An 18,056-nucleotide genomic window follows, 5' to 3' on the forward strand; every position below is an offset into this window, starting at 1 on the left:
CTCAGCCGCGCCGTCCCGCGGCGGCACGGCCCGTGCGGTGCTCGAGGGTCTCGATCAGCCGGGCGGCGACGTGCGCCGCCGCTCGCAGGTCCTCCTCCGACCAGTCCGCCAGGAGCGCCTCGTAGACGGTCCGAGCGGTCCGCTTCGTGCGCCGGTGGCGGGCGGCGCCGGCGCGGGTGGCCCTGACCAGGACCGCGCGACCGTCCTGCGGGTCCGTGGCGCGCGAGACGAGGCCCCACGACTCGAGCCGACGCACCTCGGTGCTCATCGTGGACCGGTCCACCTCCTGCCAGTCCGCCAGCGTGGAGAGCCGCAGCGGGCCGGTGTCGGCGATCCGGCCGAGCAGCCACGCATCCGTGGCCGAGAGGGCCGGATCGGCGTCCGCGAGCATCGACCTCCTGACGTCGCTGCGCGTGAACCATCGCACCAGCATCGGGACGGCGCGCTCGAGCCCCGCCGCGGCCTCAGCGGCCGCTTCCGCATCCTCTTCGGTCGTCACATGGTGAGGCTACACCAACTATTTTACTTTGGTCTCTCCAACCGTTATGGTTGACGTGTCAAATACTTCGCACCTGTGCAGGTGCCGACCAAGAAGGAGAGTGCCCACCATGTACGAGCTCGGCGCAGTGACCTGGCTCATCGCGATCGCGGTGATGATCATCCTGATTCTCGCGGTCGGCACCCTCGCGGCCGCCGGCATGCTGGGCCGGGACGAGGCCACGCCGGTCCCCGTGCTCCTCGAGGAGGAGGCCGAGCGCGACGAGGCCCGGCGATGAAGGCCTACCGGATCGCCTGGACCGTCGCCGTCGGCGTCCTCGTCGCCCGGGGCGTCACGCTCGGCCTCGACCACCACCCGGGCCTGGCGGGTACGGCGCTGCTGCTCGGCGCGGGCGCGGGAGCCGCCTGGTCGGCCGGCGGTCCGCCGCGGCGGACCGCTGCGACGGCGCTGGCCGCCGGCACCGTCCCGGCCGCCATCGTCGGCCACCTGCCTGCCCTCGGTGCCGGCCTGGTCGTGGTCGGGTTCGTCGTCCTCGTCACCTCGCCGGGCTTCCTCGCGGCGCTCGAGCGGTGGCTCGGGTCCCCGGGCGAGTCGTCGAGGGTCGACTCGATCGTGCGCGGCCTCGCCCACGCGGCGCCGGGGTACGTCCCGCCGCCTCCCACCGACGACCTGGACCGGGACGACGCGGGACGAACCGGATCCCTGCTCCCGCCGCGTGGTCGCCCGTGAGGGCCGGTGGTCGGGCCCGGCGCGTGCTGAGGTCGGAGACAGGCAGTGCCGGGCTGCTGTTGGCCGCGGTCCTCGTCGCGCTCGCCTGGGCCAACTCACCGTGGTCGGGCGCCTACCAGTCCCTGTGGTCGACACCGGCCTCGCTCTCGGTCGCCGACTGGCGGCTGTCGATGCCCCTCGGCCAGTGGGTGAACGACGGGCTGATGGCGCTGTTCTTCTTCATGATCGGCCTCGAGGTCCGCCGGGAGTTCTCCATCGGCGCGCTGACCACGCCCCGCCGGGCCGCCATCCCCCTGGTCGCCGCCGTCGGCGGACTGGTGGTCCCCGCCGCCCTGTACGTCCTGCTCGCACCCGCCGAGACGCAGAGCGCCTGGGGTGTCGTGATCGGCACCGACACCGCGGTCATGCTGGGCGCACTGGCCGTCGTAGGGCCGCGGCTGGCGACGAAGCTGCGCGTCTTCCTCCTCACGCTCACCGTCATCGACGACATCGTCGCCGTCGGCGTCATCGGCGTCTTCTACAGCGACTCCGTCGACGCGGTCGGCCTGCTGCTCGTCGCGGCCCTCGCCACCGTGGTCGGGCTGCTGAGCCGGTACGGCGTGTGGACGGTCGCGCCGTACTTCCTGAGCGTCCTGGGGCTGTGGCTCGCGACCCTGCAGGCCGGCCTGCACGCCTCCATCGCCGGGATGCTCGGCGGTCTCCTGGTCGCCGCGCACCGCCCGCGACCGACGGCCGTCAAGCGCGCGGCGGATCGGTTCCGCGCCTTCCACGAGTCGCCGGGCGTCGACGTCGGCCGGTCCGCGCACCGGGAGCTGGTGCGCGCGGTGTCCGTCAACGAGCGCATGCAGCGGCGCCTGCACCCCTGGGGCAACCTCGTGGTCGTCCCCCTGTTCGTGCTCGCCAACGCCGGGGTGGACCTGCGCGGCGGGGTGCTGGCCGACGCGCTCACGTCCCGGCTCACCTGGGCCGTGACCATCGCGCTGGTCGTCGGGAAGCTCGTCGGCATCCTGCTCTTCACCTGGGCCGGGGTGCGCAGTCGGGTCGGCGGTCTCCCGTCCGGCGTCGACCTCGGTCACGTCGCGGGTGGCGCGGCGCTCTCGGGCATCGGGTTCACCGTGTCGCTGCTGGTCGCCGGTCTCGCCTTCCCCGACCGGGCCAGCCACGACCGCGCCGTCGTCGGCATCCTGCTCGCGGCCGTGATCGCGACCGCGGCCGGGTGGGCCGTGTTCCGCGCCGCGGCAACGCGGCGGGCCCGTTCGGCGGTCCCGTCAGAGTCGCTCGATGATGGTGACGTTCGCCTGGCCGCCACCCTCGCACATGGTCTGCAGCCCGTAGCGGCCGCCGGTGCGCTCCAGCTCGTTGAGCAGGGTCGTCATCAGCCGGGCGCCGGTCGCGCCGATCGGGTGCCCGAGGGCGATCGCGCCACCGTTCACGTTGACCCGCTCGTGGGGCGCGCCGGTCTCCTTCATCCAGGCCAGCACGACCGACGCGAACGCCTCGTTGCACTCGAACAGATCGATGTCCTCGATCACGAGCCCGGTGCGCTCCAGCGCGTGGCGGGTGGCACGGATCGGCCCGGTGAGCATCCAGACCGGGTCGTCCCCACGCACCGAGAGGTGGTGGATCCGGGCCCGGGGCGTAAGGCCGTGGTCGCGCACCGCCTGCTCGGAGGCGATCAGCATCGCCGCGGAGGCGTCGCTGATCTGGGAGGCCACCGCCGCGGTGATCCGACCGCCCGGCACGAGCGGGTCGAGCGCCGCCATCTTCTCCAGTGAGGTCTCGCGCGGGCACTGGTCGGTGTCGACCACCGTCCCGTCCGGCAGCGTGACCGGCTCGATCTCGTCCTTGAACCGGCCCTCGGCGATCGCGGCCTTGGCGCGCTCGTGCGAGGTGAGTGCCAGCTCCTCCATGTCGACGCGCGAGACGCCCCACTTCTCCGCGATCAGCTCCGCGGAGCGGAACTGGCTGACCTCCTGGTCGCCGTACCTCGACCGCCAGCCCGGAGACTCGGCGAACGGTGTCGAGAAGCCGTACTGCTGGCCGACGACCATCGCGGACGAGATCGGGATCGCGCTCATGTTCTGCACGCCTCCGGCGACCACGAGGTCCTGGGTGCCGGAGAGCACGCCCTGAGCGGCGAAGTGCACCGCCTGCTGGGCGGAGCCGCACTGGCGGTCGATGGTCACGCCCGGCACGTGGTCGGGCAGCCCAGCCACCAGCCACGCCGTGCGGGCCACGTCTCCGGCCTGCGAGCCGATCGTGTCGCAGCAGCCGAGGATCACGTCGTCCACGGCGCCCGGGTCCACGCCGGTACGCCGCATCAGGGCGGCGATCGAGTGCGCGCCGAGGTCGGCGGAGTGGACGCCGGCCAGCGCTCCCCCGCGCTTGCCGACCGGGGTGCGGACCGCGTCGACGATGTAGGCCTCAGGCATGGGCGATCCCTTCGAGCAGGATGGACAGGTACTGCCGCGCGATCTCGGTGTGCGTGCGCCGGCCGCCGGGCCGGTACCAGGACACGGCGACCCAGACGGTGTCGCGGATGAAGCGGTAGGTCAGCTCGAGGTCGAGGTCGTCGCGCAGCACCCCGGCGTCGACGCCGGTGCGCAGCAGGGTCAGCCAGACCTCCTGGGACTGCCGGTTGCGGTCGGCGAGGTAGGCGAACCGGTCGAACGTGAGCAGGTAGGCCGCCTCGTTCTGGAAGATCGCCACCTCGTCGCGGTGCTTGTCGATCGCCTCGAAGGAGACGAGTACGGCCTGCTCGAGCTTGGCCCGCGGGTCGAGGTCGCCGCCGAGGATGTCGTCGTACTGCCCAAAGAGCTCCTCCTGGAAGGTCCGCAGGATCTCGTCGACCATCGACTCCTTGGAGTCGAAGTGGTGGTACAGGCTGCCCGAGAGGATGCCGGCGGCGTCGGCGATGTCGCGCACCGTGGTGTTCTTGAAGCCCTTCTCGGCGAACAGACCGGCGGCGATCTGCAGCAGCTCGGCACGGCGGGTGTGCGGAGCCTCGGACTCGGGCGTCTTCTGCGCGGACTTCTGGGCGGACATGTCCCTAGCCTCGCTGACTGCTCACGGAGACGACCTCGCCGGTCAGGTACGACGAGTAGTCGCTCGCCAGGAACACCATCACGTTGGCGACCTCCCACGGCTCCGCGGCCCGGCCGAACGCCTCGCGGCCCGTGAGCTCGGCGAGCAGCTCGTCGGAGGTGACCTTCGCCAGGAACGGGTGCATCGCCAGGCTCGGCGCCACGGCGTTGACCCGGATGCCGTGCGGAGCCAGGTCGAGCGCCGCGCACCGGGTCAGCGCCATCACCCCCGCCTTGGCGGCGGCGTAGTGCGCCTGGCCCTCCTGGGCACGCCAGCCGATCACCGAGGCGTTGTTGACGATCACCCCGGCACGACCGGACGCCGTCATCCGTTGCCCGGCGGCTCGCACGCACCGGAAGGTCCCGGTCAGCGTGATGTCGAGGACCCGCGACCACTGCTCGTCGGTCATCTCCAGCACGCTCGCCGTGCCACCCAGGCCGGCGTTGTTGACCATCACCTCGACGCCGCCGAGCTCCTCGGCCGCGTCCAGCAGCGCCTGCACCTGCGCCTCGTCGGTGACGTCGCAGACCAGCTGGCGGACCCGGTCGCGGCCGAACTCCCCCGCCAGCGCCTCCTCCGCCTCGGCGAGCCGGCGCTCGTGGGTGTCGCTGAACACCACCGCCTTCGCGCCCTCCTCGAGCGCGCGGCGTACGACGGCGGCGCCGATGCCCGCGCCGGCGGCGGCGGTCACGACGACCACCTTCCCGGCGAGCAGGTCGTGGCCGGGGACGTAGGCGGGAGCGGTCATCCGCGAGCCTCCTTCGGTAGGCCGAGCACCCGCTCGGCGAGGATGTTGCGCTGGACCTCGTCGCTGCCGCCGTAGATCGTGTCGGCGCGCGAGAACAGGAAGAGCCGCTGCCAGCGGTCCAGCTCGTACGGTGACTCCGGGGAGCCCGGGAGCGAGGTGAGGCCTGCTGCGCCGGCGACGTCCATCGCGACCTCGCCCAGGCGCCGGTGCCAGCCCGCCCACACCAGCTTGAAGACCGAGGCGCCGCCGGGGTCGTCCGAGGCGAGCCCGCGCAGCGCCTGGAACCGCATCACCTCGAGCTCGACCTTCAGCGCGGCCAGCCGGTCGCGGAGCACCGGGTCGTCGATCGCGCCGGTCTCCCGGGCCAGCCCGACGACGCCGTCCAGCTCGCGGGCGAAGCCGACCACCTGGCCGAGGACCGACACCCCGCGCTCGAACCCGAGGAGCGCCATCGCGACCTGCCAGCCACCCCCGGGCTCCCCCACGACCAGGTCGGCGGCGGTCCGGGCACCGGTGAAGAACACCTCGTTGAACTCCGAGCCGCCGGTCAGCTGCTCGATCGGCCGGATCTCCACGCCGTCCTGCTCCAGTGGCACCAGCAGGAACGACAGCCCGTGGTGGCGTGTGGACCCCGGCACGGTGCGGCAGACGACGAACGCCCACTGGCTGAGGTGGGCGTTCGACGTCCACACCTTCTGCCCGTCGATCACCCACTCGTCGCCGACGAGTCGTGCCTTGGTCTGCACGTTGGCGAGGTCGGAGCCGGCGTCCGGCTCGGAGTAGCCCTGCGCCCAGAGCTCCTCGACCGCGACGATCCGCGGCAGGAACCGTGCCTGCTGCTCGGGGGTGCCGAACGCGATCAGGGTCGGGCCGAGCAGCTCCTCCCCGAGGTGGTTGACCCGGCCGGGCGCGTCGGCCCGGGCGTACTCCTCGTGGAAGATCACCTGCTGGACCAGGCTCAGCCCGCGGCCGCCGTGCTCCTCGGGCCAGCCCAGGCAGGTCCAGCCGTGCTCGGCCAGCAGCCGGTTCCAGGCGACCCGCTCCTCGTGCGCCTCGTGGTCGCGGCCGGCGCCGCCGAGCCCCTTGAGCGCGGCCCACCTGCCGGTCAGGTGCTCCTCGAGCCAGGCTCGCACCTCGGCGCGGAAGGCCTGGTCCGCGTCGGAGTAGGTCAGGTCCACGAGTGGTACCCTACCAAGCAATTGCTTGGTTGGCTGACGGAGGTGACATGGCGGACACGATCCCGGGCGCGCTCCGCGCCGCGGTGGAGCGCTTCGGCGACCACGCGGCGTACGTCGAGGGCGGGGTCGCGACCAGCTTCGCGGGCCTGCTGGAGCGGGTGCGTCGTACGGCGGCGGGCTACCGCGCCCGCGGCCTCGCCCCCGGCGGCCGGGTCGTCGTGTGGGCGCCGAACAGCGTCGACTGGGTGGTCGCGGCGCTCGCCGTGTCGTACGCCGGCGGCACGCTGGTGCCCGCGAACTCCCGCTACACCGGCCACGAGGTCGCCGACCTCGCCGACCGGACCGGCGCGGTGCTGGTCGTGGTCGCCGACGGCTTCCTCGGCCGCACCCAGATCGCCGACCTGCGCGCGGCCAGCGCGCTGCCGAGCGTGCGCGAGGTCATCGACATCGCCCGGCTCGTCGCGGTCGAGGCCGAGCCCGGTGGGATCGACGACGTGGCCGCGGCGGTCTCCCCCGACGACGTCGCGGACATCCTGTTCACCTCGGGCACCACCGGCCGGCCCAAGGGCGCGATGTCGGCCCACCGGCAGACCGTCGGCGTGGCCGAGGCCTGGGGCTCGCTCGGCGGGGTGGGCGCCGACGACCGCTACCTGGTGGTCAACCCGTTCTTCCACTCCTTCGGCTACAAGGTCGGCATCGTCACCGGCCTCCTCACGGGGGCGACGCTCTACCCGCTCGCGACGTTCGACCTGGACGAGACGATGCGGCTGATCGAGTCCGAGCGGATCACGGTGCTGCCGGGCGCCCCGACCGTCTACCAGTCGCTGCTGGCCGCCCCGGGCCGCGCCGAGCGGGACCTGTCCTCGCTGCGGCTCGCGGTGACCGGCGCCGCCGTCGTACCCGTCGTGCTCATCGAGCGGATGCGCGAGGACCTCGGCATCGACCGCGTGGTCACCGCGTTCGGCATGACCGAGGCGGTCGTGGTCACCATGTGCCGCGACGGCGACCCCGCCGAGACCGTGGCGACCACGTGCGGGCGCGCGATCCCCGGGATGGAGACGAGGATCGGCGAGCGGGGCGAGCTGCTCGTGCGCGGCGCCTACGTGATGCTCGGCTACCTCGACGACCCCGCGGCGACCGCGGAGGCGATCGACGCGGACGGCTGGCTGCACACCGGCGACGTCGGCACCCTCGACGAGCACGGCAACCTCTCGATCACCGACCGCCTCAAGGACATGTACATCTCCGGCGGGTTCAACGTGTACCCCGCCGAGGTGGAGCAGGCGCTCGCGCGGATGGACGGAGTGGCCGACGTGGCGGTCGTCGGGGTCGCCGACGAGCGGCTGGGCGAGGTCGGCAAGGCGTACGTCGTCCTCTCCTCGGCCACGCCGGCCCCGCCGTCGAGGGACGACGTGATCTCGTTCGCCAAGGAGCGGCTCGCGAACTTCAAGGTCCCGCGCTACGTCGAGGTCATCGACGCGCTGCCGCGCAACCTGTCCGGCAAGGTGCTGAAGAACGAGCTGAGGGGCTGTTGATGGATCTGACCCTGTCCGCGTCCGAGCTCGCGTTCCGCGACGAGGCGCGCGCCTGGCTGGCCGCGAACGTGCCGGCCGAGCCGCTGCCCTCGATGGACACCGCCGAGGGCTTCCGCGCCCACCAGGAGTGGGAGCAGCGGCTCGCCGACGCGAGGTGGTCGGTCGTGAGCTGGCCCGCGGCGTACCACGGCCGCGAGGCGTCGCTGGTCGAGTGGGTGGTCTTCGAGGAGGAGTACTACCGCGCCGGCGCGCCCGGCCGGGTCTCCCAGAACGGCATCTTCCTGCTCTCCCCGATCCTCTTCGACCACGGCACCCAGGAGCAGCAGGACCGGTTCCTGCCGTCGATGGCGACCGGCGAGCAGATCTGGGCGCAGTGCTGGTCCGAGCCCGAGGCCGGCTCCGACCTCGCCGCGCTGCGCTCGACGGCCACGCGTGACGACGAGCGCGGCGGGTGGGTCCTCAACGGCCAGAAGACCTGGTCGTCGCGGGCGTCCTTCGCCCACTGGGGCTTCGGGCTGTTCCGCTCCGACCCGCAGGCGCAGCGGCACTCGGGGCTCACCTACTTCCTCTTCCCGCTCGACGCCGACGGCATCACGGTCCGCCCGATCGCGCAGCTCGACGGCGAGGCGGGCTTCGCCGAGGTGTTCCTCGAGGACGTCTTCGTGCCGGACGCCGACGTGCTCGGCGCGCCCGGCGACGGCTGGCGGGTCGCGATGTCGACGGCCGGCAACGAGCGCGGCCTGTCGCTGCGCTCCCCCGGCCGGTTCTGCGCCGCCGCCGACCGGCTGGTCGACCTGTACCGGGAGCGGACGGAGGCCTCGAGGCTCGCTCCGCTCGCAGCTCAAGCACCGTCCGCCGCCGACGGCGTCGTCGACGCCTGGATCAGGGCCCAGGCCTACCGGCTCTACACCTGGGGCACGGTGACCCGGGTCGCGCAGGGCGGCGACCTGGGCGCCGCCGGGTCGGCCAACAAGGTGTTCTGGTCCGAGCTGGACGTCGCGCTGCACGAGACCGCGCTCGACCTGCTCGGGCCGGAGGCCGAGGTGGAGTCGGCCTGGCTGGACGGCTACACGTTCTCGCTCTCGGGGCCGATCTACGCCGGGACCAACGAGATCCAGCGCAACATCGTCGCCGAGCGGATCCTCGGCCTGCCGAGGGAGGTGCGGACGTGAGGTTCGAGCTCGACGACGACCAGAGGGACTTCGCCGGCGCCCTGGAGAGCCTGCTCGCCAACGCGGACACCGTCGGTGCGGCCCGCGCCTGGGCGGACGGCGACCACGCCCCCGGCCTGAAGCTCTGGGCCCGGCTGGCCGAGCTGGGCGTCACCCAGCTGGCGGCCGAGGCGAGCGCGGTCGAGGTCGTCATCGCGTTCGAGGCGCTGGGCCGGCACGCCGTGCCCGGCCCGTGGGTCGAGTCGGCGGCGTACCTCCCGGTCGCCCTCGGCCACGAGGTGGCCGGCATCGCGACCGTGGCGCTGCCACCGGTCGTGCCCTACGCGCTCGACGCCGACGTCGCCGACCGGGTGTACGTCGGGTCCGACGACTCGATCGACGAGGCCGAGGTCGGGGAGATGGTCGGCTCGGTCGACCGGACGCGCCGACTCTTCCACGTCACCGGGGTCTCGAGGCTCGCGCCGCTCGCACCTCGACCGCCGGTGCCCGCGTTCGACCTCGCCGTGCTCGCGACCGCCGCCGAGCTGCTCGGGGCGGGCGAGCGGATCCTGCACGACACGGTGGCCTACGCCGGGCAGCGCACGCAGTTCGGCCGCCCGATCGGCTCCTACCAGGCGATCAAGCACGCCCTCGCCGACGTCCGGATCGCCCTCGACTTCGCGCGACCGCTGGTCCTGGGCGCGGCGCTCGGCGAGGTGCCGGCCTCCGCCGCCAAGGTCGCGTGCGCGGACGCGGCGTACCTCTCCTCGCGCACCGGGCTGCAGGTGCACGGCGCGGTCGGCTACACCCAGGAGCTCGACCTGAGCCTCTGGCTGACCAAGGTCCGGGCGCTCGTGACCGCGTGGGGCACCCCCGCCTTCCACCGCGCCCGGGTGCTCGAGGGGCTGGTGGGCTGATGGAGTTCGCACTGTCCGAGGAGCAGCAGGAGCTGGCCGCCACCGTGCGCGGGCTGCTCGCCAGGCGGGCCGACCCCCGCGTCGCATCCTTCGACGAGGCCCTGTGGCAGACCCTCTGCGAGCAGATCGGCGTGGCGGCGCTCGGCATCCCGGAGGAGTACGGCGGTGCCGGATTCACGCTGTTCGAGTCCCTGGTCGCCCTCGAGGAGATCGGCCGCTCGCTGGCACCCTCGCCCCTGCTGGCCTCGCTGGTCACCTCGGAGGCGCTGCTCGCCGGCGCCGGCGAGGACGCCAGGCAGCGGCTGCTGCCGCGCCTCGCGGCCGGGGAGGTCGGGGCCCTCGCCGACGGCGCGGACGCCTCCGACGTGCTCGACGGCGACCACGCGACGGTGCTCGTGGTGGCCACCGACGACGGCCTGTTCGAGGTCGCCCCCGAGACCGCCGACCGGGCCTGGACGCCGTCCATGGACCAGACGATCCGGCTCGCGACCGTCCGCTCCGACCTCACCGCGGCGACCCGGATCGGTGAGGGTCGGGCCGCCCGCGACCGGGCCGGCCTGGTCGGCGCGGTCGCCACCGCCGCACTCGCCGTCGGCGGCGCGGCCCGCGCCCTGGAGATGACCGTGGCCTACTCCAAGGAGCGGGTCCAGTTCGGCCGGCCGATCGGCTCGTTCCAGGCGCTCAAGCACCGGATGGCCGACCTGCACGTGCGACTCGAGATGGCCCGGTCGGCGTCCTGGGCCGCGTCGTACGCCGTCGCGCTCGGCACCGACGACGCCGGCCAGCTCGCGCACGTCGCCAAGGCCTACTGCAGCGAGGCGTTCGCCCACATCGCGGGCGAGACCGTCCAGCTGCACGGCGGGATCGCGATCACCTGGGAGCACGACGCCCACCTGGTGTTCAAGCGCGCCCACGCGCTGGGTCAGCTGTTCGGCGCCCCGCACACACACCGCGCGGCCGTGGCCCTCTGAGGGCATCCGACGGCGAGGAGGCTCGCTCGCTCACCGTCGAGTGACGTGGATCGGCTGCGAGATCCACCTGCGGAGAGCCAGTTGACGTCACTCGACGCGAAATGGCCGGGGTTCAGCGGCGGTCGGTGGTGCGGTACTCGCCGCGGTAGAACAGCAGCGGGCCGGTCTCGGCGGCGTCGTCCTCGGTGATCAGGTCGACGACCCGGCCGATGACGACGTAGTGGTCACCGGCCTCGTGCACCGTGTGGATCGTGCAGTCGAGGTGGGCCAGGGCGCCCTCGAGCATCGGCGATCCGGTGCCCGGCGACGGCGTCCACTTGACGTCCGCGAACTTGTCGACGCCGCGGCTGGCCATCGTGTTGGAGAGCTCGGCCTGGTCGGCGGCGAGGAAGTTCACGCAGAACTTGCCCGAGCGCTGGATGAGCGGCCAGGCCCGTGAGGTCTTCGCCGGGATGAACAGCACCAGTGGCGGGTCCAGGGACACGCTCGAGAACGACTGGCAGGTCAGCCCGACCGGCTCGTCGCTGCTGGTGGCGGTGACGACCGTGACGCCCGAGGCGAACCGGCCGAGCACGTCGCGGAACAGGCGGGCGGCGGCGACCGTCTCGGGGTCGTCGCGGACGGCGAGGTCCTCGCCGGGGCGGAACTCGAAGTCGATGTCCTGGTCGCCCAGCCACGAGCTGATCAGCTCCGGACTCGGCCAGGTCTCACGCGCGTCCGGGCTCATGCCGTCCGGGATCTCGCGGCTCGGCTCGGAGGTCATGTGGTCGAGTTTCTCACTGCGCCCGAAATCGCTGAGCATCGCTCACCCGGCCCCGGCGCCGAAGTCGTGACCCCAGTAGGACACCGCGGTGGACTCCCGGGCCACCCAGCGCCCGTCGTCCACCGTGAGCCCGTCGGTGCCGAACTCGACGTCGAAGCCGCCGGGCGACCTGACGTAGAAGGAGATCATCTCGTCGTTCATGTGGCGGCCGAGGGTGGCCGAGAGCGGCGCCTGGTGCTTGCGCACCCGCTCGAGCGCACGACCGACGTGGTCGAGCTCGTCGACCTCGAGCATGATGTGCACGCACTTGGCCGGGTTGGGCATCGGCAGGAAGGCCAGCGAGTGGTGGCGCGGGTTCACGCCGAGGAACCGCAGCCACACCTTGGACCCGGGCTCCTTGCCGACGAACTCTCCCGGCATGCTCATCGAGTCGCGCAGCCGGAACCCGAGCACGTCGGTGTAGAACCGCAGCGCCTCGACGTCGTCGAGCACGGGCAGCACGATGTGGCCCATCCCCTGGTCTCCGGTGACGAACCGGGCGGCGTACGGCGTCACCACGGGCCGCGACTCGTAGCTGATGCCGTGGAACAGCTCGAAGACGTTGTCCCACGGGTCGCGGAACCGGACCAGCTCCTGGACCCGGCGCTCGTCGAGCTCCTCCCGGGTCCCCTCGTCGAAGTCGACGCCGGCCTTCTGCAGGTGCTCGCGGGCCTCCTGCAGGGCGCGGTGGTCGGCCACCTCCCAGCCCACGCAGGCGAGCTGGTCGACGTCGGCCGGGAACACCACGAGCCGCGCGGAGACCTCGTCGATGCGCCAGTACTGGTGGCCGGGGTTCGGCCCCCGACCGGCGGCGAGCCCGAGCACCTTGCCCGCGAAGGTCTCCCACTGGGACAGGTCCGTGCTGGCCACGCGGACGTAGCCCATGGACTTGATGTCGATGGTCACGACTCCCCCTGCTCCGGTGATCGCGCCCGACGAGACTCGACGTGCCGGGCCAGGAACGCGATCGAGACCTCGGCGAACTCGTCGGCGGCCTCGACCTGCGCCCAGTGCCCGCAGTTCGAGAAGACATGCAGCTGGGCCTTCGGGATCAGCTTGAGGGCGGCGAGCGCGCCGTCGAGCGGGTTGACCCGGTCCTCGCGGCCCCAGGTCAGCAGCGTGTGCTTGCGCAGCCGGTGCGCCTCGCGCCAGAGCATGCCGTCCTCGGCGGTCTCGGGGTTCCAGAACGACATCCCCATCGAGCGCATCGCGTCCTGCGCGCCCGGTGCGGTCGCGTCGGCGAACCGCTCCTCGACCAGCTCGTCGGTCACCAGCCGCTGGTCGACGACCATCGTCGAGATGAACGCCCGCAGCTTCTCCCGCGTCGGGTCGGCGCCGAAGTCCATCAGCCGCTGCACGCCCTCGGTCGGGTCGGCGTGGAACAGGTTGAGCGAGAGCCCGCCGGGACCCATCAGGACCAGCCGCCCGACCCGGTCGGGGTGGTCGAGCGCGAGCCGCATCGCCGTACCGCCGCCGAGGCTGTTGCCGAGCAGGTGCACCCGATCGATGCCGAGCTCGTCGAGCAGCGCGACGACGTGGTCGGCGGAGTGACGGTAGTAGTTGCCCACCACCGGCGGCTTGTCGGAGGCGCCGAAGCCCGGCTGGTCGACCAGCAGGGTCCGGAACGACGCGGCGAACCTCGGCAGCGCGCTGCCGAAGTTCGACCACGCCGACGCTCCCGGCCCACCGCCGTGCAGCATGATCAGCGGCAGGCCGCCGCCCACCGGCTCCCCGGTCGTCGAGCTCGCCGCGACGCCCGCCTCGTAGTAGCTGAGCGTGATGTCCCGCGCCTTCGCGGACCTTCGGACGCTCTCCTTGGTGATGCTCACCGGCTCGGACAACTCAGTACATCCCCGGGTCGATCTTGTGGCCGAACTCGTGCGCGCCGTACATCTGGAGCGCCCGCTCGGGGTCGTTGGCGGCGTGCACCCGGCCGGCGTGCGCGTCGCGCCAGGCGCGCTGCAGGTAGGTGCCGGTCGCGAGCGCCCGGCCGCCGGAGGCCTCGAAGAGCGAGTCGATCGCGTCGATCGCGCGCTGGGTGCCGAGCACCTGGTCGCGGCGGACCTTCAGACGCAGGCCCAGCGGGATCTTCTCCCCGCGTTCGACGCAGGCCTGCTCCTCGCGGATGTTGTTGACCAGCAGCGCCCAGGCGGCGTCGATGTCGGAGGAGGCCTTCGCGATGCGTACGGCGGCGAACGGGTCGAGCGAGGCCTTCTCACCGAGGTACGCCGCACGCACCCGCTTCTGCTGCATGTCCACGTGCTCGGCGTACGCCCCCAGCGCCATGCCGATGATCGGCGTGGTGATCGTGCCGGTGAAGATCGAGTGGAACGGCAGCTTGTAGAGGTCGGAGGGGTTCTGCTCCTGGCCCGGGCCGAAGCAGCGGCCGGTGTCGCCCATCGACAACGTGTTGTCCGCGGGCACGAACACGTCCTCGACCACGATGTCGTTCGAGCCGGTGCCGGAGAGGCCGACGACGTTCCAGACGTCGTTGATCGTGTAGTTCGCGCGCGGGACCAGGAACGTCTTGAAGTCGATGACCTGGCCCTCGTCGTTGAACACCAGCCCGCCCAGCAGCACCCAGCTGCAGTGGTCGCAGCCGGAGGAGAAGCTCCACTTGCCCGACAGCGTGTAGCCACCGTCGGTCACCACCGCCTTGCCGGTCGGGGCGTACGACGAGCTCACCCTGGTCGCGGTGTCGCTGCCCCAGACGGCCTGCTGGGCAGCGTCGGGGAACAGCGCGATCTGCCAGGGGTGGACCCCGACCACGCTGGAGACCCAGCCGGTGGAGCCGCACGCGCCGGCGATGTCGCGCACAGCGGTGTAGAAGTCGACCGGGTCGGCCTCGTGGCCGTCGAACCTGCGGGGCTGGAGGAGCCGGAAGAACCCGACCTCCTCGAGCTCCTTGATCGACGCCTCCGGGACGACGCGAAGACGCTCGGCCTCGTCGGCCCGCTCCCGGATCCCGGGCAGCAGGTCACGGACGCCATCGAGAACAGCCTGGGACATCGCATCTCCTGTCGTGGTCGGACAGGAGCAATACTAGAACACGTTCTCGTTTGGGTCGAGACGACGCCCCCGGGATCCTGCCCGACCCGACCAGGTGGGTCGACCGCGAGCCTCCGGAGCCCGCCTGCGCGCGCGGACCGGCGCGGCGGGCCCGGCGGCTCAGTCGTTCAGTCGCTCAGCGGCTCAGCAGCTCAGCGGCTCAGTGGCTCAGCGAGCGAGCCGGAACGCCGGGTAGCTGAAGTCCGCGACGAAGTCGAGCAGGCCCGCGTCGACGAGGTCCCACAGGGTCGCGATGACGTCGCAGCGGTCGGCGTGCTGGTCGGCGACGGCGACGAGGATCTCGGCGGGAGACCAGGCGCCGGTCCCGACCGCGGCGAGCACGGCCTCGGTGAGGGTGGCGGGTGCGACCAGCGTGCTGAGCGTCATGGCGAGTCCTGGTGGACGAGGGGATCGGTCTTTCTGACATCTCCAGGATCGGCCCGCTCGTCGCGGCGCGCAGCGGCGGAAGGTCCCGACCTCCGGTGTCTTCGGTCCTTGATGTGCCGAAGTCGCCGGGCCAGCGCTCAGGAGTTGGCGGCCTGCTTGTCGGCCTCCCGCTTCAAGATCAGCGCGATGTCGACGAGCTGGTCCTCCTGGCCGCCGATCAGCTTGCGGCGGCCGGCCTCGAGCAGGATCTGCGCGCCGGAGACGCCATACCGCTCCGCGGCGTTGCCGGCATGCTTCAAGAAGCTGGAGTAGACCCCGGCGTACCCCATCATCAGCGTCATCCGGTCGAGCTGGCACTCCTCGGGCATCGTCGGCCGGATCACGTCCTCGGAGGCGTCGACGAGCTGCAGGAAGTCGATGCCGGTCTCCCAGCCGAGCTTGTCGCACACCCCGACGAACGCCTCGAGCGGCGTGTTGCCGGCGCCGGCGCCGAAGCGGCGCACCGAGCCGTCGATCTGGGTCGCGCCCGCGCGGGCCGCGATGATCGTGTTGGCGACGCCCAGGCCGAGGTTCTCGTGGCCGTGGAAGCCGACGTCGGCCTGCTCGCCGATCTCGGCGACCAGTGCCGACACCCGATCCGCGGTCTGCTCCATGATCAGCGCGCCGGCGGAGTCGACGACGTACACGCACTGGCAGCCCGCGTCGACCATGATCCGCGCCTGCTTCGCGAGCACCTCGGGCGGCTGGGTGTGCGACATCATCAGGAAGCCGACCGTCTCCAGCCCGAGCTCACGCGCCAGCCCGAAGTGCTGGATCGAGACATCGGCCTCGGTGCAGTGCGTGGCGATCCGGCAGATCTGGCCGCCGTTGTCCTGGGCGGCGCGGATGTCGTCCTTGGTGCCGACGCCCGGGAGCATGAGGAACGCGATCTTGGCCCGCTTCGCGGTCTCGGCCGCGATCTTGATCAGCTCCTGCTCCCACGTCCGGGAGAACCCGTAGTTGAACGACGAGCCGCCGAGCCCGTCGCCGTGGGTCACCTCGATGACCGGGACCCCCGAGGCGTCCAGGGCCTCGACGATGTCGTGGCACTCCGTTGCTGTGAACAGGTGGCGCTTGTGGTGCGACCCGTCGCGCAGACAAGTGTCCGTCAGGCGCAGGTCGAGCTTGCCCCACGGGTCGTCACCGTGGGTGCCGGACCAGGTACGGGCGAGTGCGTTGACGTCGTTCATCTCAGACCTCCGCGAGGATCGAACGGGCGATGTTCTCGCCGACCTGCGTCGCGGCGGCGGTCATGATGTCGAGGTTGCCGGCGTACGGCGGCAGGAAGTCGCCCGCGCCCTCCACCTCCACGAAGATCGAGACCTTCGCCTGGCCGCGGGTGGCCGGGGACGGGTCGTCGATCTGCGGCTCCTGGAGCAGCCGGTAGCCGGGCACGTACTCCTGCACGGCCTTCTCCATCGCGGCGATCGACTGCACGATCGCGTCGCGGTCGGCGTCCGGGTCCACGGCGCAGAAGATCGTGTCGCGCATGATCATCGGCGGCTCGGCCGGGTTGAGGATGATGATCGCCTTGCCCTCGGCGGCTCCTCCGATGGCGGCGACGCCGGCGGCCGTGGTGCGGGTGAACTCGTCGATGTTGGCGCGGGTGCCCGGCCCGGCGGAGACCGAGGAGACCGACGCGACGATCTCGGCGTACGACACTCCCCCGAACGGTGCGGTCGCCCGCGAGACCGCGGCCACCATCGGGATCGTGGCCTGGCCGCCGCAGGTGATCATGTTGACGTTCATCGCGCCGCCCACACCGCAGTGCTCCTCGCCGTTGACCGGCGGGATCACGGCGGGGCCGACCGCGGCGGGCGTGAGGTCGACCGCGCGGATGCCGGCCTCCTCGTAGCGCGGCGCGTACTCGCGGTGCACGTAGGCCGAGGTCGCCTCGAAGATCAGGTCGGGCAGCTCGTCCTGCTTGAGCAGCCAGTCGACCCCCTCGTGGGACGTCTCCAGGCCCTTGCCGGCGGCGAGCTTGAGGCCCTCGCTGGTCGGATCGACGCCGATCATCCATCTCGGCTCGATGCTCCCCCCGTTCTCGGCGGACCGGAGCAGCTTGTACATCAGGTCGGTGCCGATGTTGCCCGGTCCCACGATCGCTGCCGTCAGCTTGGCTCTGCTCGTCTCTGGCATGCTCACTCCTCGAAGGTGACGCTGAGCGGCTCGAAGCCGCTGATGGTCGCGACGACCCGGTCACCCGGGACGAACGGCACGAACGGGCCCAGGGCCCCGGACAGGATCAGGTGGCCTGCGCGCAGCGGGTCGCCGAAGCGCGCCGCCTGCACGGCCAGCCAGCGCAGCGCCTCGAGCGGGTCGCCGAGGCAGGCGGCGCCGTTGCCGGCCGAGCGCTCCTCGCCGTTGATGGTCAGCGACATGACCACGTCGCGCGGCTCGATGTCGTCGAGGGAGCGGCCGTCGGCGCCCACGACGAACAGCCCGCTGGAGGCGTTGTCCGCGACGGTGTCGGTGAAGCCGATCCGCCAGTCGGCGATCCGCGAGTCGACGATCTCGAGCGCGGGCAGCGCGACCTCGACGGCGGCACGCACCGCGTCGAGCGTGATCTCGTCCTCGGGCAGGTCCAGGTCGCGAGCCAGCACGAACGCGACCTCCGCCTCGACCCGGGGCTGGAGCAGGGTGCGCATCGAGATGGGTCCCCGGCGCCCCTCGCGGGGCGAGACGTCCATGTCGTCGAGCAGGTAGCCGAAGTCCGGCTGGTCGACGCCGAGCTGGGTCTGCACCGCCTCCGACGTCGCGCCGATCTTCCGGCCGACCACGGTGGCGCCGTGGGCGAGCCGACCCTGCACCAGGCCCTGCTGCACGGCGTACGCCGCGGCGAGGTCCTCGGTGCCGATCAGGTCACGGACCGGCGCGCACGGGACACGGGTCGCCTGGGCCTGAGAGAGTCGCTCGACGGCGGCATCGATCGAGGTCGCGCTCGAGTCCTGGGAGGTCACGTGACCGA

General features: G+C 72.3%; 19 protein-coding genes and 1 pseudogene. 7 read left to right on the forward strand and 13 right to left on the reverse strand.

Translation table 11 applies throughout. The annotated features are described in order from the left end of the window. Position 1 precedes the first annotated feature (1 nt). Complete coding sequence (locus QMC84_RS01410) at positions 2–499, reverse strand: MarR family transcriptional regulator (RefSeq protein WP_300371007.1); 498 nt, start codon at positions 497–499, stop codon at positions 2–4. A gap of 109 nt (positions 500–608) precedes the next feature. Between QMC84_RS01410 and QMC84_RS01415 the strand changes: the two genes are divergently transcribed. The 3 genes and pseudogenes from QMC84_RS01415 to nhaA all read left to right on the forward strand — a co-directional run. Next, complete coding sequence (locus QMC84_RS01415; RefSeq protein WP_300371010.1) at positions 609–776, forward strand: hypothetical protein; 168 nt, start codon at positions 609–611, stop codon at positions 774–776. Beyond that, on the forward strand, positions 773–1,228 hold the full coding sequence (locus QMC84_RS01420) for a hypothetical protein (protein ID WP_300371013.1): 456 nt from the start codon (positions 773–775) through the stop codon (positions 1,226–1,228). Before QMC84_RS01415 ends, QMC84_RS01420 begins: the two co-directional genes overlap by 4 nt. Before the next feature lie 23 nt (positions 1,229–1,251). Next, a pseudogene (nhaA, locus tag QMC84_RS01425) lies at positions 1,252–2,394 on the forward strand (Na+/H+ antiporter NhaA); the annotation flags it as partial. A 102-nt stretch (positions 2,395–2,496) separates the two neighbouring features. Here the strand turns inward: nhaA and QMC84_RS01430 are convergent. From QMC84_RS01430 to QMC84_RS01445, 4 genes are read right to left on the reverse strand one after another with little or no spacing between them, the layout of a single operon-like run. Continuing rightward, positions 2,497–3,660 (reverse strand): acetyl-CoA C-acetyltransferase, encoded by a 1,164-nt coding sequence (locus QMC84_RS01430; RefSeq protein ID WP_300371016.1) that lies wholly within the window; start codon positions 3,658–3,660, stop codon positions 2,497–2,499. Further along, entirely contained in the window at positions 3,653–4,273 is a 621-nt protein-coding gene (locus QMC84_RS01435; protein ID WP_300371019.1) for a TetR/AcrR family transcriptional regulator, read from the reverse strand. Before QMC84_RS01435 ends, QMC84_RS01430 begins: the two co-directional genes overlap by 8 nt. A 4-nt stretch (positions 4,274–4,277) precedes the next feature. Further along, positions 4,278–5,060: an SDR family oxidoreductase gene (locus QMC84_RS01440; RefSeq protein WP_300371022.1), complete on the reverse strand. Its 783-nt coding sequence runs from the start codon at positions 5,058–5,060 to the stop codon at positions 4,278–4,280. Continuing rightward, entirely contained in the window at positions 5,057–6,238 is a 1,182-nt protein-coding gene (locus QMC84_RS01445; protein WP_300371024.1) for an acyl-CoA dehydrogenase family protein, read from the reverse strand. The genes QMC84_RS01440 and QMC84_RS01445 overlap by 4 nt, the downstream gene beginning before the upstream one ends. 47 nt (positions 6,239–6,285) lie before the next feature. Here QMC84_RS01445 and QMC84_RS01450 point away from each other — a divergent pair, with 47 nt between their 5' ends. Genes QMC84_RS01450 through QMC84_RS01465 form a run of 4 tightly spaced genes read left to right on the forward strand, consistent with a single transcriptional unit; the run spans position 6,286 to position 10,812 of the window. Next, on the forward strand, positions 6,286–7,773 hold the full coding sequence (locus QMC84_RS01450) for a FadD3 family acyl-CoA ligase (protein ID WP_300371026.1): 1,488 nt from the start codon (positions 6,286–6,288) through the stop codon (positions 7,771–7,773). Further along, positions 7,773–8,945 (forward strand): acyl-CoA dehydrogenase family protein, encoded by a 1,173-nt coding sequence (locus QMC84_RS01455; protein ID WP_300371028.1) that lies wholly within the window; start codon positions 7,773–7,775, stop codon positions 8,943–8,945. The genes QMC84_RS01450 and QMC84_RS01455 overlap by 1 nt, the downstream gene beginning before the upstream one ends. Then, entirely contained in the window at positions 8,942–9,841 is a 900-nt protein-coding gene (locus QMC84_RS01460) for an acyl-CoA dehydrogenase family protein (protein ID WP_300371030.1), read from the forward strand. Before QMC84_RS01455 ends, QMC84_RS01460 begins: the two co-directional genes overlap by 4 nt. After that, complete coding sequence (locus QMC84_RS01465) at positions 9,841–10,812, forward strand: acyl-CoA dehydrogenase family protein (protein ID WP_300371032.1); 972 nt, start codon at positions 9,841–9,843, stop codon at positions 10,810–10,812. Before QMC84_RS01460 ends, QMC84_RS01465 begins: the two co-directional genes overlap by 1 nt. 112 nt (positions 10,813–10,924) lie before the next feature. Here QMC84_RS01465 and QMC84_RS01470 read toward each other — a convergent pair whose 3' ends face one another. The 8 genes from QMC84_RS01470 to QMC84_RS01505 all read right to left on the reverse strand — a co-directional run bounded on the left by QMC84_RS01470 (position 10,925) and on the right by QMC84_RS01505 (position 18,048). Continuing rightward, on the reverse strand, positions 10,925–11,575 hold the full coding sequence (locus QMC84_RS01470) for a flavin reductase family protein (protein ID WP_300371034.1): 651 nt from the start codon (positions 11,573–11,575) through the stop codon (positions 10,925–10,927). A gap of 42 nt (positions 11,576–11,617) precedes the next feature. Beyond that, on the reverse strand, positions 11,618–12,520 hold the full coding sequence (gene hsaC, locus QMC84_RS01475; protein ID WP_300371036.1) for an iron-dependent extradiol dioxygenase HsaC: 903 nt from the start codon (positions 12,518–12,520) through the stop codon (positions 11,618–11,620). Beyond that, entirely contained in the window at positions 12,517–13,443 is a 927-nt protein-coding gene (gene hsaD / locus QMC84_RS01480; RefSeq protein WP_300371038.1) for a 4,5:9,10-diseco-3-hydroxy-5,9,17-trioxoandrosta-1(10),2-diene-4-oate hydrolase, read from the reverse strand. The genes hsaC and hsaD overlap by 4 nt, the downstream gene beginning before the upstream one ends. Positions 13,444–13,456: 13 nt before the next feature. After that, complete coding sequence (hsaA, locus tag QMC84_RS01485; protein ID WP_300371040.1) at positions 13,457–14,623, reverse strand: 3-hydroxy-9,10-secoandrosta-1,3,5(10)-triene-9,17-dione monooxygenase oxygenase subunit; 1,167 nt, start codon at positions 14,621–14,623, stop codon at positions 13,457–13,459. Between the two features lie 207 nt (positions 14,624–14,830). Next, the gene (locus QMC84_RS01490) at positions 14,831–15,049 is read right to left on the reverse strand and encodes a hypothetical protein (RefSeq protein ID WP_300371042.1); all 219 of its coding nucleotides are present in this window, start codon (positions 15,047–15,049) and stop codon (positions 14,831–14,833) included. 137 nt (positions 15,050–15,186) lie between these two features. Next, entirely contained in the window at positions 15,187–16,278 is a 1,092-nt protein-coding gene (dmpG, locus tag QMC84_RS01495) for a 4-hydroxy-2-oxovalerate aldolase (RefSeq protein WP_300371044.1), read from the reverse strand. Between the two features lies 1 nt (position 16,279). After that, positions 16,280–17,227 carry an acetaldehyde dehydrogenase (acetylating) gene (locus QMC84_RS01500; protein ID WP_300371046.1) on the reverse strand — a complete coding sequence of 316 codons (948 nt, stop codon included), beginning with the start codon at positions 17,225–17,227 and terminating at the stop codon, positions 16,280–16,282. 2 nt (positions 17,228–17,229) lie between these two features. After that, a complete protein-coding gene (locus QMC84_RS01505; RefSeq protein ID WP_300371049.1) occupies positions 17,230–18,048 on the reverse strand; it encodes a fumarylacetoacetate hydrolase family protein in 819 nt (272 codons plus the stop codon). Positions 18,049–18,056: the final 8 nt, after the last annotated feature.

The organism is Nocardioides sp. (assembly GCF_030019515.1).
In the GTDB taxonomy this organism is placed as follows: domain Bacteria; phylum Actinomycetota; class Actinomycetes; order Propionibacteriales; family Nocardioidaceae; genus Nocardioides.

Excerpts from the sequence above, each read along its gene's own strand:
- QMC84_RS01415 (WP_300371010.1), top strand. The coding sequence starts at position 609 with ATGTACGAGCTCGGCGCAGTGACCTGGCTCATCGCGATCGCGGTGATG.
- QMC84_RS01420 (WP_300371013.1), top strand. The coding sequence starts at position 773 with ATGAAGGCCTACCGGATCGCCTGGACCGTCGCCGTCGGCGTCCTCGTC.
- QMC84_RS01430 (WP_300371016.1), bottom strand. The coding sequence starts at position 3,660 with ATGCCTGAGGCCTACATCGTCGACGCGGTCCGCACCCCGGTCGGCAAG.
- QMC84_RS01435 (WP_300371019.1), bottom strand. The coding sequence starts at position 4,273 with ATGTCCGCCCAGAAGTCCGCGCAGAAGACGCCCGAGTCCGAGGCTCCG.
- QMC84_RS01440 (WP_300371022.1), bottom strand. The coding sequence starts at position 5,060 with ATGACCGCTCCCGCCTACGTCCCCGGCCACGACCTGCTCGCCGGGAAG.
- QMC84_RS01450 (WP_300371026.1), top strand. The coding sequence starts at position 6,286 with ATGGCGGACACGATCCCGGGCGCGCTCCGCGCCGCGGTGGAGCGCTTC.
- QMC84_RS01455 (WP_300371028.1), top strand. The coding sequence starts at position 7,773 with ATGGATCTGACCCTGTCCGCGTCCGAGCTCGCGTTCCGCGACGAGGCG.
- QMC84_RS01465 (WP_300371032.1), top strand. The coding sequence starts at position 9,841 with ATGGAGTTCGCACTGTCCGAGGAGCAGCAGGAGCTGGCCGCCACCGTG.
- QMC84_RS01470 (WP_300371034.1), bottom strand. The coding sequence starts at position 11,575 with ATGACCTCCGAGCCGAGCCGCGAGATCCCGGACGGCATGAGCCCGGAC.
- hsaA (WP_300371040.1), bottom strand. The coding sequence starts at position 14,623 with ATGTCCCAGGCTGTTCTCGATGGCGTCCGTGACCTGCTGCCCGGGATC.
- QMC84_RS01490 (WP_300371042.1), bottom strand. The coding sequence starts at position 15,049 with ATGACGCTCAGCACGCTGGTCGCACCCGCCACCCTCACCGAGGCCGTG.
- dmpG (WP_300371044.1), bottom strand. The coding sequence starts at position 16,278 with ATGAACGACGTCAACGCACTCGCCCGTACCTGGTCCGGCACCCACGGT.
- QMC84_RS01500 (WP_300371046.1), bottom strand. The coding sequence starts at position 17,227 with ATGCCAGAGACGAGCAGAGCCAAGCTGACGGCAGCGATCGTGGGACCG.